Genomic DNA, 13952 nt, shown 5'->3' on the forward strand with positions numbered 1-13952 from the left:
CCACGCATGCCATCCGAACCTCCCTTTCCAGCCGGATCTCCCGACACCGTGTTGCGGCTGGCCGAACTCGGCTTCGACGCGCCCACCGCGCTGCTTGCCCGCTACGGCCTGGCGCTGCAGCGCGTCGACGGCGGCGCACCCATTCCCGGCAGTTTCTGGGGCGATGAGGAGGCCGGCATCATCGGCACGACGGTCTACGCGCGGGCGGATACGCCGCTGCATTCGCTGCTGCACGAGGCCTGCCACCTCATCGTGATGCCACCGGACAGACGTCTGGACGTCCATACCAACGCCACCGATTCGATCGAGGAAGAGGACGCCACCTGCTACCTGCAGATCGTGCTGGCCGACGCCTTCCCCGGCGTGGGCCGCCAACGCCTGATGGCCGACATGGATGCCTGGGGCTACACGTTTCGGCTGGGTTCGACCCGGGCCTGGTTCGAAAACGACGCCGCCGAAGCACGGACGTTCCTCACCCTGCGCGGCTTGATCTGAGGCCCCGCCCCTGCTGGCAAAGAAGTGCCGAGCGGGTCCGGCCTTACTCCCTCCCCTGCTCGCAGGGGAGGGCTGGGGAGGGGTTGCTCTTCGCTGCAAAACCAAGAGGCTCCCTCCCAACTTCCCCCGCATTTAAGGGCGCGCACGCGCTACTTCGCGTGCCACTTGTCGTCGTCGCCTTTCCTGTAATCCTTCTTCACGGCCGACCACGCCACCTTGTGCGCCGTCTCCTCGCGCGACGCATCGCCGCGGCGATCGTCCTTGTCGGCGTATTCGTCCCAGGCACTGTTGAACGCCTCCTTGTAGATCTCCTGCGCATGCTTCGGCACGTTGTCGCGTACCGAATCAGGCAGGTCGCTGATGGATTTGTAAGGCATGGCCGAACCTCCAGTAATGCGGTCGGGGGCAATCCGGAACACCGGACCGATGGGCGTCCGCAGAGCCTGGACCGGTCGCGGTCAAGCAGCCGTCAAAAGGCCCACCCCCACCGCCCGAAGCTCACGCAACCGTTGCCGGCATATAGCTGCCCACCTCGGTACGACAGGCCTTCACCAGCCGGTTCCAGCCGTTGATGGCGATGATCGCCAGTGTCAGTTCAACCGTCGCCTTTTCGTCGAAGTGCTCGCGCACCTCGGCATACAGTTCATCGGGCAAGTCGTTGGTGGACACCTGGGTCACCGCCTCGGCCCAGCTCAGCGCGGCGCGTTCGCGGGGCGAATAGAACGGCGCCTCGCGCCAGGCCGACAGCAGGTACAGCCGCTGCTCGGTTTCGCCGGCGGCACGCGCCTCCTTGATGTGCATGTCCAGGCAATAGCCGCAGCCGTTGATCTGCGACACCCGCACCTTCACCAGCTCCAGCAGCGAATGCTCCAGAGCGCTGCGGCGCACGCCGGCTTCCAGATCGCGCATCGCCTTGAAGGCGTCGGGGGCGGCATGGCGGAAATCCATACGCGGTTTCATGCGGTTCCTCGTCAATCAATGGGAAGAAGAGCGGTACGGCGAAGTCAGCGGGGCTCGGTGATCTGCGCCTGCAGTTCGACATCCCGGGCCAGGCGCGGCGCCTTGGGCACGCGGCTGATCCGCCCGTACCAGTACCACGACAGCACGCCGATCACGGTCAAAGTCGATGAGCCCAGCGACAGCGACAACATGGTCGACGACAGCAGCGGCGACAACACGCCAGCCACCAGACTGCTGAGCAACAGGCTGGCAAACGCCTGCACCGAGGAAATTCCGCCACGCAGGTGGGGGAAGCGATCCAGCAGCAGCAAGGTGAGCGTGGGGAACGCCAGTTGCACGCCCACGCCATGCAGCACCAGCGGCAACATCGACCACGGCACTTGCGGTTGCGGCAGCGCCACCGCCAGCGACACATGCAGCACGCACGCCAGCAGCATCACCGCATAGCCCAGGTTGACCGTGAAACGCACGCTGCGCCGGTCGGCCAGCCGCCCGGAAAGCCAGGCGCCGCTGATCAGCCCGACCACCACCGGCACGAACAACCAGGGAAAATCCTGCGCCGACAGATGCAGCAGTTCCAGCACGATGCGCGGTGCCGACGCGATGAACAGGAACAACCCCGCAAAGTTCACCGAGCTGGAAATCAGCAAGGGCCAGAACGGCCGGTCACGACCGAACGACAGATAGCCGGCCAGCAGCGGGCGTACCGCGAACGTGGTGCGCTGCGCGGGCGGGTGGCTCTCCTCCAGCCAGATCGCGATGGCCGCCGACAGCAACAGCGTGAACAGCAGCAGAAACCAGAAGATGCCGTGCCAGCCGCCCAGCGGCAGCAGCCACGCGCCCACCATCGGCGCGATCACCGGCGACACCCCGAAGATCATCATCACCTGCGACATCAACCGCTGCGCGGCCGGGCCTTCGAACGTATCGCGGATCACCGCGCGCCCCACCACCAGCCCTGCCCCGGCGCAGGCACCCTGCAGTGCGCGGCAGGCGAGCAACATGGCGAACGAGGTGGACACCGCCGCCAGCACCGACGCCAACGCATACACCAGCATGCCGGCCACCATCACCGGCTTGCGCCCGATCGCATCGGAGATCGCGCCGTGGAACAGGCTCATGGACGCATAGGTCAGCAGGTAGATGCTGATCAACTGCTGCAGCGCTGCGCTGTCCACCTGGAAATGGGCGCCGATCAGGGGGAAAGCGGGGAAGATCGCGTCGATCGAAAACGGGCCGATCATCGACAACGCCGCCAGCAACCAGGGAAGGCTGCGGCGTGCCGTGCGCGGGGGTGGATTCATCGGAGCAACAACGTCGGGCGGCAACAGGAAAGGCATTGTAGCGAGCGCGTGCCCGGCCTGCGTCGCGTGACTTGCGTTCCTGCCGCCCACGCTCCTAGCATGGCCGCTCCGGGAGATGGCATGCCTCCCGTTCCCGCGACAGGGTCGAGGGAACCAACCGCCCCGCATCACTGCAGGGGCTGATGATGCCTGCACCACCGGCTTCCGGCGGCGCAGGCGTGCCTGCCGCCGCGGCAACCGGACTTCCATTCGTCAGGAGACGCGCTCGTGGGTGTTACCGGATTCGTTGCAATTGGCCTCGGCGGCGCCATCGGCTGCTGGTCGCGCTGGCTGTTGGGCATCGCGCTCAACCCGCTGTTTCCCACCCTGCCACTGGGCACGCTGGCGGCCAACCTCACCGGCGGTCTGTTGATGGGCTGCGTCATGGGCCTGTTCGATCACTTCCAGACCCTCTCGCCGGAACTGCGGCTGTTCGTGTTCACCGGCTTTCTGGGCGGCTTGACCACGTTCTCCACCTTCTCCGCGGAATCGACCACCTTGCTGCTGCGCCAGCAGTACCTGTGGTTCAGCGGCCACGTGGCAGTGCACGTGGTCGGCTCGATCAGCATGACCGTCATCGGCATCGCCCTCACCCGCAGCCTGCTGCGCCATTGATCGGGAACCGGCATGAACCAGGACAACCTGCAACAAGGCCTGCATCTGACGTTCTACTGCCACGTGCGCGCCCGCCACGAGGGCATGCTGGTATCGCAATGGCTGCTGCAGCAGGCCCGCCGCGACGGCCTCGGTGGCGGCTCGGTGTTTCGCGCCACCGCCGGCTTCGGCCGCCACGGCGTGCTGCGCGAGGAGCAATTCTTCGAGTTGGCCGACGACCTGCCGGTGAAGGTGGAATTCCTGCTGAGCGAAGACCAGGCCGACCTGCTGCTGGAGCGCGTGCGCGCGGCCGGCATCGACACGGTGTATGCACGAACGCCGGCAAGCTATGGCGTGCTGGGGGCGGCGAAGGCCGGATGAGTACCGCGCGCAGCGACGTCACCGAACGCCGGGAGACACCCATCCGGCGCTGACGACTGTTTTGTTCCACTCCGCGAGGAAAGGCATGAGCCAGGACAGCTTGAAGGATCGCGCCAGCGAACTGCTGCAGAGCGCCGGCATCACCATCAACGGCGCCGCCCCCACCGATATCCAGGTGCACGACGAACGGCTTTATCCACGTGTGTTCGCCCACGGCTCGCTGGGCTTGGGCGAGGCCTACATGGACGGCTGGTGGGACGCCGGCGACCTGGCCGGCATGTTCACCCGCATGCTGCTGTCCGGGCTCGACCAGAAGCTGCACACCTTCGAGGCGGTGGTCGCCCACCTCAAGGCGCGCTTCATCAACCTGCAGCGCGGCGAGCATGCGTTCGAGATCGGCAAGGCGCACTACGACCTGGGCAACGACCTGTTCCAGGCCATGCTGGGCAAGCGGCTGGTGTATTCCTGCGGTTACTGGGCCGCCGCCGACAACCTCGACGATGCACAAGCGGCCAAGCTCGACCTGGTCTGCCGCAAGCTGCAACTGCAACCGGGGCAACGCGTGCTGGACATCGGCTGCGGCTGGGGCGAGGCGCTGAAATACGCGGCGGAAAACCATGGCGTCAGCGGTGTGGGCATCACCGTGTCGCGGGAGCAGGCCGAGTTCGCCCGCGAGCTGTGCGCCGGCCTGCCCATCGAGATCCGCCTGCAGGACTACCATGACATCGACGAGCCCTTCGACGCGGTGTATTCCATCGGCATGTTCGAGCACGTGGGCGGCAAGAACTACCGCGCGTATTTCGAAACCGTGGAGCGCTGCCTCAAGAGTGGCGGACTGTCGCTGCTGCATTGCATCGGCACCAACAGCGCGCCCGCGCAACCCGATCCGTGGATCGAGAAATACATCTTCCCCAATTCGGTGATCCCCGCCGCCACCCAGGTGACCGCGGCCCTGCAGGGCCTGTTCGTGGTCGAGGACTGGCACAACTTCGGCCCCGACTACGACCGCACCCTGATGGCCTGGTCGGCCAACGTGGAAGCGGCGTGGGCCAGCCTGCCTGCGCATTACGACGAACGTTTCCGGCGCATGTGGCGCTACTACCTGGGCGCCTCCGCCGCCGTGTTCCGCAGCCGCCGCGACCAGTTGTGGCAGCTGACGCTCAGCGCGCGCGGCGTGCCTGGCGGGTATCGCGTGCCGCGCTGATCCGCCCCGGGGACCCATCGCAGTCGACCACGCACCGGCCGGTCTGGCCGGTGTATTTGTGATAAACATCCACCCTCATGACGGAATGCCAAGTCTGCTTCCCGCATTTCAGGGGGGAGTCGAGGGGCATGCAGCAATACGGAGGATGGCGGTGCGACCGGCCGAACCATGTTGGCAGCGAAACGTGCCGGGGCGCTCGAGCCAACGAGGGGGAACACCGATGAAACGTCACGTCACCCGCTGTCGGCCTACGGAACGACGCAACCCTAACGGGCGCGAACCATGAGCAAGCACGCCTCACCCGCCGAGTACCTCCTCCTCTCACGCGGTCAATGGGACGGGAACGCTTCGCGTGAAGACATCCAGGGTGCAATCGACCGCTTCTACGCGTGGTACGACCGGCTGGTGAGCGAGGGCAGGATCGGGCCCGGGCAGCGGCTGGGGATGGAGGGCAAGGTGGTGTCGCGACAAGCGATCACGGACGGCCCTTTTGCCGAGGCCAGGGAAGTGGTCGGCGGTTACTGGTTCATCCGGGCGAACAGCCTGGAGGAAGCGGCGCATATCGCGGCGGAAAATCCTTGCCTGGCTTACGGTCTGGTCTGCGAGGTGCGGCCGCTTGATCCGGTGCGCGCCAGCGCGTATGCATTGACCAACGAGACCCCGACCTAGCCGTATGCATATCCGCGTCGACGACCTCACCGGCTCCGACATCATCCAACTGCTGCGTGAACACCTACAGGGCGTGGCGCAGCATTCGCCGCCGGAAAGCATTCATGCGCTCGACCTCGATGGGTTGCGTCGACCGGACATCACGTTCTGGAGCGTGTGGAACGACGGCCAGCTGATGGGGTGCGGCGCGCTGAAGGAGCTCGACCGCCGGCACGGCGAGATCAAGTCGATGCGCACGTCCGCGGCCCATCTGCGCAAGGGCGTGGCGGCGCGGCTGATGCAGCACATCCTGGAGGAAGCCGGGCGTCGCGGCTACGAACGCCTGAGCCTGGAAACCGGCTCGATGGAAGCCTTCGCGCCGGCCCGCCGTCTGTATGCGCGCTTCGGCTTCGTGATGTGCGGTCCGTTCGCCGGCTACGTCGAAGACCCCAACAGCGTGTTCATGACCCGCGCGATGCAGGCGACAATGCCGACATGAAATCCTCCCTGTCCGTTCGCCTGTTGTTCTGCCTCGTCCTGCTGCTGCCCGCGGCAGCCATCGCTCGTCCCACGTTATGGGCGGTGAAAGACGCCGACACCACGATCTATCTGTTCGGCACCGTGCACCTGTTGCCGAACGACGCCGACTGGCATGACGCCACGCTGGATCGCGCCGTAGCCGACAGCCAGGCGCTCTACATCGAGCTGACCGACGACGACCCCGGCAACATGATGGCGCTGGTGCTGCGCTACGGGCTGGATGCGGCGCACCCGCTGTCCAGCCAGCTCGACGCCGACGAACAGCAGCGCCTGCGTACGGTGGCGACCGAGGCCGGCGTGCCCGGCGGCATGCAGGCGCTGAACGTGATGCGCCCCTGGCTGGCCGCACTGACGCTCACGACCGCGCCGCTGCTGAAAGCCGGGCTCGACCCGGAGCACGGCGTGGACAAGCAGCTCAAGGCGCAGATGTCCGCCGCCGGCAAGCAGGTTTTTGGCCTGGAAACCGCCGAGCAGCAGATGCGCTTCCTGGCCGACATGCCGCAGGAAGTTCAGCTGGACTTCCTGCGTTCGGCCATGCGCGATGCCGACAAGGGGCCGACCCAGCTGATCCGGCTGATCGACGCCTGGAAAGACGGCGACGTCGCCACCATCGCCCGGCTCGAAGACGAGGACATGCGCCAGACCGCGCCCGAGCTTTACCAACGACTACTGGTTCAACGCAATGAAGCCTGGGCCACAAAGATCGCCGCCCTGCTGCAACAGCCCGGCACCGTCTTCATCGCCGTGGGCGCGGCGCATCTGGCCGGGCCGGACAGCGTGCAGGCGCAGTTGCACAAGCTGGGCATTGAAGCCGCACGCCAGTAAAGCCCGGACATTTGTGGGAGCGACTTCAGTCGCGATCACGCACCACCGCAAACCCCATCGCGGCTGAAGCCGCTCCTACAAGAAACCATTGCTTTCTGGCACCATCGACCGGTTAACCGCGCAGTTCGCGCGCCATGTGTCGATGTCACCGAATGAACCTGCAAGCCAATTACGAACAGATCCCGCTGAAGGAATACGCCGAGCGGGCTTATCTCGACTATTCCATGTACGTGGTGCTGGACCGCGCCCTGCCCTTCGTAGGCGACGGCCTGAAGCCGGTGCAGCGGCGCATCATCTACGCGATGAGCGAGCTGGGGCTGGCGGCCACCGCCAAACCGAAGAAATCCGCGCGCACCATCGGTGACGTGATCGGCAAATTCCATCCGCACGGCGACAGCTCCTGCTACGAAGCGATGGTGCTGATGGCGCAGCCGTTCTCGTACCGCTACCCACTGGTCGACGGCCAGGGCAACTTCGGCTCGCCGGACGACCCGAAAAGCTTCGCGGCGATGCGCTACACCGAAAGCAAGCTCAGCCCGATCGCCGAGGCGCTGCTGGGCGAACTGGCGCACGGCACCGTGGATTGGGTGCCAAACTTCGACGGCACCATGGACGAGCCGAGCTGGCTGCCCGCGCGCGTGCCGCATGTGCTGCTGAACGGTTCGATGGGCATCGCCGTGGGCATGGCCACCGACATTCCGCCACACAACCTGCGCGAAGTGATCAGCGCCTGCATCCGTTTGCTGGATGACCCGGACGCCACCGTGGCGGATCTGTTCGAACACGTGCGCGGGCCGGATTATCCCACCGAAGCGGAGATCATCACGCCGCGCGGCGACCTGCTGGCAATGTACGAAAACGGCATCGGCTCGGTGCGCGCCCGCGCGGTGTACCAGCGCGAGGAAGGCAACATCGTGATCACCGCGCTGCCGCACCAGGTCAGCCCGTCGAAGATCCTGGAGCAGATCGCCGCGCAGATGCGCGCCAAGAAGCTGCCGATGATCGAGGACCTGCGCGACGAGTCCGACCACGAAAACCCGATCCGCCTGGTGATCGTGCCGCGCTCCAACCGCGTCGATGCCGACGAGATGATGCAGCACCTGTTCGCCACCACCGACCTGGAAAAAAGCTTCCGCATCAACCTCAACATGATCGGCCTGGATGGGCGCCCGCAGGTGAAGAACCTCAAGCGCATCCTCACCGAGTGGCTGAGCTTCCGCACCAACACCGTCACCCGCCGGCTGGAGAACCGGCTGGCCAAGGTCGAGCGCCGGCTGCACCTGCTCGAAGCGCTGCGCATCGCCTACCTCAACCTCGACGAAGTGATCCGCATCGTGCGCACCGAGGACGAGCCCAGGCCCGTGCTGATCGCCCGCTTCAAGCTCAGCGACGAGCAGGCCGACTACATCCTGGAAACGCGCTTGCGCCAGTTGGCCCGGCTGGAGGAGATGAAGATCACCGCCGAGGCGGACCAACTGGAAGAGGAGCGCGCGCGCATCAACGTGCTGCTGAAATCGCCGGCCAAGCTGAAAAGCCTGATCAAGCAGGAGCTCAATGCCGACGCGCAGAAATTCGGCGACGACCGCCGCTCGCCGCTGGTCGAACGCGACGTGGCGCATGCGCTGGACGAAAGCGCACTGGTGGCCAGCGAACCGGTCACCGTGGTGCTGAGCCAGAAAGGCTGGGCGCGCGCCGCGAAAGGCCATGACGTGGATGCCGAAGGCCTGAATTACCGTGAGGGTGATGGCCTGCTGGCCGCCGTGAAAGCGCGTACCACGCAGCAGGTGGCGTTCATCGATTCCACCGGCCGCGCCTACTCCACCGCCGCGCACACCCTGCCCTCGGCGCGCGGCAATGGCGAGCCGCTGACCGGCCGCTTCAGCCCCGCGGCCGGCGCCAGCTTCGACGCCATGGTCGCCGGCGACAACGCCACAAGGCTGATCCTGGCCACCGATTTCGGCTACGGCTTCGTCACCCGCTTCGAGACGCTCACCAGCCGCAACAAGGCCGGCAAGCAGATCATCAGCCTCAGCGACAAGGCGAAAGTGCTGGCGCCGCAGATCAGCGCCGACCCCGCCCGCGACCGCATCGTGGTGGTCACCACCGAAGGCCACCTGCTGATGTTCTCGGTGGCCGAGCTGCCCGAGCTGGACAAGGGCAAGGGCAACAAGCTGATCGAGATCCCCAAGGCGAAACTGGTGGCCGGCGACGAACGCGTGGCCGGCATCGCCGTGGTCGGCGAAAGCAAGGGCGAAGTCACCCTGTACGCCGGCCAGCGCAAGCTCACCCTGCGCTGGGCCGACCTGGTGGAATACGGTGGCACCCGCGCCAGCCGCGGCGGTTTGCTGCCACGCGGCTTGCGCCGCGTGGAGCGCATCGAGACCACCGGCTGACCGAAGCTGCTTGTGTGGGAGCGACTTCAGTCGCGATGCTCCTGGTCCAGAATGTCGAAGCAAAAGCATCGCGACTGAAGTCGCTCCCACAGGCCGCAGGAACTTGTCGGCGCGCGGCCTTTCCAATAGGGATGTACACGCCAACCGCACATCGCGCGTTGGTGCTGGTATCACCCCGGAGTACGCATGAAAATCAAACGGCTTCTCGTCGCCGTCGCCGCCAGCCTGCTGGCCGCCACGGCGTGGGCGCAGACCACCGGCAAGCCGCTGAACCTGAAGCTGCCACCCGGCGACCTCCCCGCCACCAGTTCCACCGCCCCGAAGCCCGCCGTTCCGAAAACGGCGGGCGATGCACCGGGTGTGTATTACGGCGATACCAGCGGCCGCATGGGCAACACCGAGCCCGTCGCCGAAGCACCCGATTGCGACGACTCCACCTACAACAAGCCGCAGGTCCACGGCAGCGTCGGCACCGGCATCGTCACCGGCAGCCACATGGGCACCGGCAACTGGAATGCGGGCCAGGTGAGTGTCAGCCAGGCATTCGGCAGCTGCGACGAACCTTCCGGCGGCATCAGCATTTCGGTCGGCGGCAGCCGCGGCCATTTCCCCGACTACGACCGCCGCGGGCGCTGAGGCAAACCCGAATCCGGGTAGAGGCCGCGTTGAAAATCGACCCGGACCGATCCCGCCCGGCTTACGTTCGTGACATCCGTCACGGCAGGCATCTGCAAGCGACACGTCCGGTCCCCAGTCACCGGGCTTGGTGGCCTGAGCGGCATGCGCAAAGCGATGGGCAGAAGAAAGCGCTCGGTGTCACCGAGCGCCGTCAGACGCCTCCAACGCATCCGCGGAACGGTTGGACCAGACAAAACCGATAACCAGGATCAGCGCGATGCCGACCTGGGCCGCGATGCCTTCCATGGTGGGATAGATGCCCAGCAGCTCCACCCGTGGCCCGCCATTGATCCAGGTGATCGGCAGATAACCGGCCTCCTGCAGCGCGGAGACCGCCTTGCCCATCAACACGATGGCCAGCACTGCCATCAGCAGTGAGCTGTAGCGGAAGAACTGGCTGATGGGGAGGCGACGGCTGTAACGCATCATCAACCAGCCGATCACCAGCAGCACCAGCGACCCGGCCACGCCTCCGGCGATCACGCTGCCCTTGCCGCCCTGATTCCAGATGGCGACATAGAACAGGATGGTCTCGAAGACTTCGCGATACACGACGACGAAGATCAGGCCCAGCAGGAAAACCCCGGAGGTCTTGCCCAAGGCATGGCTGAGCTTGTCGCGCACATAGCGCTGCCAGTTCGCGGCGTGGCTTTTTCCATGCATCCAGATGCCGACCCAGATCAGCACGATCGCCGCCAGCAGCGAACCAAATCCTTCGGTGAGCTCGCGGCTTGCGCCACTGATGGAAATGACCCACGTGGCCAATCCCCACGTCACGGCACCGGCAACCAGCGCGGACAGCCAGCCGCCATGTACCCAGGGGAGCATTTCCTTCCGGCCAGACTTGCGCAGCAGGGCGATGATCGCCACGACGATCAGCAAGGCCTCCAGCCCTTCGCGCAGCAGGATGGTGAAGGCGGCGGCGAAACTGGCCACGGCGGATGTTTCGCTCTGTGCCAATACCTGCCCCGCCTCCGCGTACAGGTTGTCCAGGTTGTCGACCTGGGTCTGCAGGGTTTCGGCATCGACGTTGGCCGCGATGCCCGCGCGCACGCGCGCCATGGCTTCCTCGATCTTCACCATCAACGGCTTGTCGCGCGCGGCAAGAAGAGGTTCGACAGGTTCGAACCCGTCCAGATACGCGGACAACGCCAGGTCCTTGGCCTGCTTCAGCTGGCCGCCGCGGTAGGCCGCCATCGCCTGCCCGAGCAATTCATGCGACACCGCCAAGGCGGATTCCGCGTCCTTGGCCTGCGTGGTATCCGGATGCCTGCGCACATACGCCACGATCGCCGCCGCCTTCTGCGCGGATTGCAGCTCCGTGGCCAGCGTGGCGGGCGTGGTGTCCACGTAGCTCTTGAAATCGAGCCTCGCCCGCAACGCGTCATTTTTCTCCAGCAGCTCACGTCCCGCCGGGGCTTCGGACTCCGGGTAGGCCATCGCGCCCACATAGGTCGCCAATGCCCAGCGATCCTCGGCCGGCAGGCTGGCAAAGCTGGGCATCGACGTGCCCTGCAGGCCCTGATCGATCACCTGATAGAGCGCGAAGATGCTGCGTTCGTCGGCGCGAGCACGGTCGGTGAAGGCGATCGGCGGCGGGTCCAGGCCCGCAGCGGCGGGGCCATCACCCGCGCCGGTGGCGCCATGGCAACTCGCGCATTGCTGTGCGTACAACACCTGACCGCGTGCGTACTGCGGCGCGCTGGTTGGCATCAGCGGGATGGGGTATGCCTTGATCAGCAAGGCCGCCACGGCGCGCGCCCGGGTGGCGATCTGCTCCGGCGCGCTCTTGGCCTGGATGGCCTGCTGCAGTGCCGCGGCGCCCTGATTCAACGCGTCCGAGTCCGGCGTGGGCGGCAACGCCCTTATCGCCGCGGCCGCCGTCGCCGAAAACTCCCGCATCTCCTCGTACTCGACCGGATTGACGACCGCGCCGTCCCGCACCGCCTCGCGGTAGTCCACGGCGATGTAGTCCAGCAGCCGCCACGTGGTGGGGACAGAGTCCACCGCGGCATGAAGACGAGGGCAGAACAGGAGGGTGGCCAGCAGCAGCGCCGCAAACAGATGTCGTGGGGTCATGAGAGGCAAATGAGAATGGATCGCAACAGTCTACCGCACGCCACCGCATGCAGCAGCCGGACACGGCCGGCATCAACCCAGCCGACAGCCGCCTGACATGACATAGCCCGGCATCGCTTTCGCCGGTACGAAGACAGACAACGGGCTCACTACCGCGTCGGTTATGAGCCCGCCTTCTTGTTGTCGCGGTCGCGATCATTCTCGTCGTGGGGACCATGCACCCACCACTGCGGGCTTCCTTTCGACGGTCATGCGAGGCGCGCCAGGCGAGCCTGGCGCGAGAGATCTGCAATCAGTCGGCGATGCGCAGCGTCACGTCGATATTTCCCTGCGTCGCGTTGGAATACGGGCAGACCACGTGGGCCTGGTCGACCAGCGACTGCAAGGTGTCGCGGGCGATGCCGGGGGCGGCGATGGTCAGTTCGGCCTCGATGCCGAAACCGGTCGGGATCTGGCCGATGCCGACCTTGCCGGTGACGCTGGTGTCCGCGGGCAATGCGACCTTCTGCTGACCAGCGACGAACTTCAGCGCGCCGAGGAAGCAGGCCGAGTAGCCGGCGGCGAACAACTGTTCCGGGTTGGTACCGGGGCCGCCGGCGCCGCCCAGCTCGCGCGGCGTGGACAGCTGCACGTCGAGCACGTTGTCGGACGAAGCAGCGTGGCCTTCACGACCACCCGTGGCGGTGGCGGCGGCGGTGTAGAGGATTTTCTGAATGGACATGGCGGTAGTTCCTGTCGAGTGGGGAGATCCGGGCGGTGTGGCTCGGTGGGAGTATCTTGCCCGCCCCGGAGGAACTACTGGTGATATAAAGTCCTGAAAACTTGATCAGGAGTACGAACATGGCTGACCGACTTGCGGCGCTGATGGCGCATTTCCCGGTGAACGCGCAGGTGTTCAATACCGGCGCGCTGTGCGGCATCAACACCGTGGAAGGCGATGGCACGCACGGGCAGTTGCACCTGGTGCGCCGTGGTGCCGTCGAGGTGCGCTACGGCAAAGAGACGCTGCACGTCGAGCGACCGAGCCTGCTGCTGTTTCCGCGGCCGTTGACGCATCACTTCGTCACCGACCCCGAACGCGGCGCGGATATGGTCTGCGCAAACCTCTCGTTCGAAGGCGGCGCCGGCAACCCGATGGCCTCGGCGTTGCCCGACGTCGTCTGCCTGCCGCTGGAAGACATCTTCGGCGCCGCGCCGGTGCTGGCGCTGCTGTTCGAGGAAGCCTTCGAGCAGCGCTGCGGGCGCGTCGCGCTGATCGAGCGCCTGTTCGAAGTGGTGATGATCCAGGTGCTGCGCCAGCTGATGGAAAGCGGCGACGTGCACGGCGGCCTGTTGTCCGGCCTGTCGCACCCGCGCCTGCGCAACGCGCTGGTCGCCATGCACGAAGCACCGGCACAAGAGTGGACGCTGGACGACCTGGCCCGCGTCGCCGGCATGTCGCGCAGCGTCTTCGCCACGACATTCCGCGAGACCATCGGCACGACGCCGGGGCGCTACCTGCAAGGCTGGCGCGTGCGGCTGGCGCAAAAGGCCCTGCGCCGCGGCCGCCCCTTGAAGGTGATCGCTTCCGACGTGGGCTACGGCAGTGAAGCCGCACTCTCCCGCGCGTTCAAGGCGCATTCCGGGCAATCACCGCGGGAGTGGAAAGCGCTTGGGGTGAGTGCCGCGGGAAAGGCGTAGGTACACAAGGTGCCAGCGACAATCGGCAGCTGGTTGTCGAAGGATTTACCCTGGCGTGAATCGGCACTCACCCAGAGCCATCTCCCCCACCACCGTTCGCGCTGAGCGTAGCCCGCGCCGCGGGCGGAGTCG

The 13952-nt window shown here is 66.1% G+C and carries 15 protein-coding genes and 1 riboswitch; of the genes, 10 read left to right on the forward strand and 5 right to left on the reverse strand.

Features of this window, described 5'->3' with window-relative positions; translation table 11 throughout:
* Positions 1-6 precede the first annotated feature (6 nt).
* Entirely contained in the window at positions 7-495 is a 489-nt protein-coding gene (locus UU9_RS01250) for a hypothetical protein (RefSeq protein WP_040669933.1), read from the forward strand.
* Between the two features lie 149 nt (positions 496-644).
* Here the strand turns inward: UU9_RS01250 and chaB are convergent, their stop codons facing one another.
* The 3 genes from chaB to UU9_RS01265 all read right to left on the reverse strand — a co-directional run bounded on the left by chaB (position 645) and on the right by UU9_RS01265 (position 2759).
* Positions 645-872 carry a putative cation transport regulator ChaB gene (gene chaB, locus UU9_RS01255; RefSeq protein WP_007079892.1) on the reverse strand — a complete coding sequence of 76 codons (228 nt, stop codon included), beginning with the start codon at positions 870-872 and terminating at the stop codon, positions 645-647.
* Positions 873-993: 121 nt separating this feature from the next.
* Entirely contained in the window at positions 994-1455 is a 462-nt protein-coding gene (locus UU9_RS01260; RefSeq protein ID WP_040669935.1) for a carboxymuconolactone decarboxylase family protein, read from the reverse strand.
* Positions 1456-1499: 44 nt separating this feature from the next.
* Positions 1500-2759: a multidrug effflux MFS transporter gene (locus UU9_RS01265; protein ID WP_040669937.1), complete on the reverse strand. Its 1260-nt coding sequence runs from the start codon at positions 2757-2759 to the stop codon at positions 1500-1502.
* Positions 2760-2861: 102 nt separating this feature from the next.
* A riboswitch (Fluoride riboswitch) is annotated at positions 2862-2958 on the forward strand.
* 68 nt (positions 2959-3026) lie between these two features.
* Between UU9_RS01265 and crcB the strand changes: the two genes are divergently transcribed.
* The 8 genes from crcB (at position 3027) to UU9_RS01305 (ending at position 10019) form a co-directional block, all read left to right on the forward strand.
* Complete coding sequence (gene crcB / locus UU9_RS01270; protein ID WP_007079895.1) at positions 3027-3413, forward strand: fluoride efflux transporter CrcB; 387 nt, start codon at positions 3027-3029, stop codon at positions 3411-3413.
* A 12-nt stretch (positions 3414-3425) separates the two neighbouring features.
* Positions 3426-3773, forward strand: a complete 348-nt coding sequence (locus UU9_RS01275) for a DUF190 domain-containing protein (protein WP_007079896.1) — start codon at positions 3426-3428, stop codon at positions 3771-3773.
* 85 nt (positions 3774-3858) lie between these two features.
* Positions 3859-4977: a cyclopropane fatty acyl phospholipid synthase gene (gene cfa / locus UU9_RS01280; RefSeq protein ID WP_007079897.1), complete on the forward strand. Its 1119-nt coding sequence runs from the start codon at positions 3859-3861 to the stop codon at positions 4975-4977.
* A 282-nt stretch (positions 4978-5259) separates the two neighbouring features.
* On the forward strand, positions 5260-5646 hold the full coding sequence (locus tag UU9_RS01285) for a YciI family protein (protein WP_007079898.1): 387 nt from the start codon (positions 5260-5262) through the stop codon (positions 5644-5646).
* A 4-nt stretch (positions 5647-5650) separates the two neighbouring features.
* A complete protein-coding gene (locus UU9_RS01290; protein WP_007079899.1) occupies positions 5651-6124 on the forward strand; it encodes a GNAT family N-acetyltransferase in 474 nt (157 codons plus the stop codon).
* Positions 6121-6990, forward strand: a complete 870-nt coding sequence (locus UU9_RS01295; protein WP_007079900.1) for a TraB/GumN family protein — start codon at positions 6121-6123, stop codon at positions 6988-6990. The genes UU9_RS01290 and UU9_RS01295 overlap by 4 nt, the downstream gene beginning before the upstream one ends.
* Before the next feature lie 152 nt (positions 6991-7142).
* On the forward strand, positions 7143-9383 hold the full coding sequence (parC, locus tag UU9_RS01300) for a DNA topoisomerase IV subunit A (protein WP_007079901.1): 2241 nt from the start codon (positions 7143-7145) through the stop codon (positions 9381-9383).
* Positions 9384-9569: 186 nt separating this feature from the next.
* Positions 9570-10019 carry a hypothetical protein gene (locus UU9_RS01305; protein ID WP_007079902.1) on the forward strand — a complete coding sequence of 150 codons (450 nt, stop codon included), beginning with the start codon at positions 9570-9572 and terminating at the stop codon, positions 10017-10019.
* Between the two features lie 180 nt (positions 10020-10199).
* Here UU9_RS01305 and UU9_RS01310 read toward each other — a convergent pair whose 3' ends face one another.
* Both UU9_RS01310 and UU9_RS01315 read right to left on the reverse strand, forming a co-directional pair.
* Positions 10200-12140 carry an FTR1 family protein gene (locus UU9_RS01310; protein ID WP_007079903.1) on the reverse strand — a complete coding sequence of 647 codons (1941 nt, stop codon included), beginning with the start codon at positions 12138-12140 and terminating at the stop codon, positions 10200-10202.
* A gap of 292 nt (positions 12141-12432) precedes the next feature.
* Complete coding sequence (locus tag UU9_RS01315; protein ID WP_007079904.1) at positions 12433-12861, reverse strand: organic hydroperoxide resistance protein; 429 nt, start codon at positions 12859-12861, stop codon at positions 12433-12435.
* A 119-nt stretch (positions 12862-12980) separates the two neighbouring features.
* Between UU9_RS01315 and UU9_RS01320 the strand changes: the two genes are divergently transcribed.
* Complete coding sequence (locus UU9_RS01320; protein ID WP_007079905.1) at positions 12981-13820, forward strand: AraC family transcriptional regulator; 840 nt, start codon at positions 12981-12983, stop codon at positions 13818-13820.
* Positions 13821-13952: the final 132 nt, after the last annotated feature.

Origin of the sequence: Rhodanobacter fulvus Jip2 (genome assembly GCF_000264315.1) — a bacterium.
Lineage (GTDB): Bacteria > Pseudomonadota > Gammaproteobacteria > Xanthomonadales > Rhodanobacteraceae > Rhodanobacter > Rhodanobacter fulvus.

What these genes read in the sequence shown, in the direction of transcription:
- UU9_RS01250 (WP_040669933.1), top strand. Translation starts at nt 7, where the DNA reads ATGCCATCCGAACCTCCCTTTCCAGCCGGATCTCCCGACACCGTGTTG.
- chaB (WP_007079892.1), bottom strand. Translation starts at nt 872, where the DNA reads ATGCCTTACAAATCCATCAGCGACCTGCCTGATTCGGTACGCGACAAC.
- UU9_RS01260 (WP_040669935.1), bottom strand. Translation starts at nt 1,455, where the DNA reads ATGAAACCGCGTATGGATTTCCGCCATGCCGCCCCCGACGCCTTCAAG.
- UU9_RS01265 (WP_040669937.1), bottom strand. Translation starts at nt 2,759, where the DNA reads ATGAATCCACCCCCGCGCACGGCACGCCGCAGCCTTCCCTGGTTGCTG.
- UU9_RS01275 (WP_007079896.1), top strand. Translation starts at nt 3,426, where the DNA reads ATGAACCAGGACAACCTGCAACAAGGCCTGCATCTGACGTTCTACTGC.
- cfa (WP_007079897.1), top strand. Translation starts at nt 3,859, where the DNA reads ATGAGCCAGGACAGCTTGAAGGATCGCGCCAGCGAACTGCTGCAGAGC.
- UU9_RS01285 (WP_007079898.1), top strand. Translation starts at nt 5,260, where the DNA reads ATGAGCAAGCACGCCTCACCCGCCGAGTACCTCCTCCTCTCACGCGGT.
- UU9_RS01290 (WP_007079899.1), top strand. Translation starts at nt 5,651, where the DNA reads ATGCATATCCGCGTCGACGACCTCACCGGCTCCGACATCATCCAACTG.
- UU9_RS01295 (WP_007079900.1), top strand. Translation starts at nt 6,121, where the DNA reads ATGAAATCCTCCCTGTCCGTTCGCCTGTTGTTCTGCCTCGTCCTGCTG.
- parC (WP_007079901.1), top strand. Translation starts at nt 7,143, where the DNA reads ATGAACCTGCAAGCCAATTACGAACAGATCCCGCTGAAGGAATACGCC.
- UU9_RS01305 (WP_007079902.1), top strand. Translation starts at nt 9,570, where the DNA reads ATGAAAATCAAACGGCTTCTCGTCGCCGTCGCCGCCAGCCTGCTGGCC.
- UU9_RS01310 (WP_007079903.1), bottom strand. Translation starts at nt 12,140, where the DNA reads ATGACCCCACGACATCTGTTTGCGGCGCTGCTGCTGGCCACCCTCCTG.
- UU9_RS01315 (WP_007079904.1), bottom strand. Translation starts at nt 12,861, where the DNA reads ATGTCCATTCAGAAAATCCTCTACACCGCCGCCGCCACCGCCACGGGT.
- UU9_RS01320 (WP_007079905.1), top strand. Translation starts at nt 12,981, where the DNA reads ATGGCTGACCGACTTGCGGCGCTGATGGCGCATTTCCCGGTGAACGCG.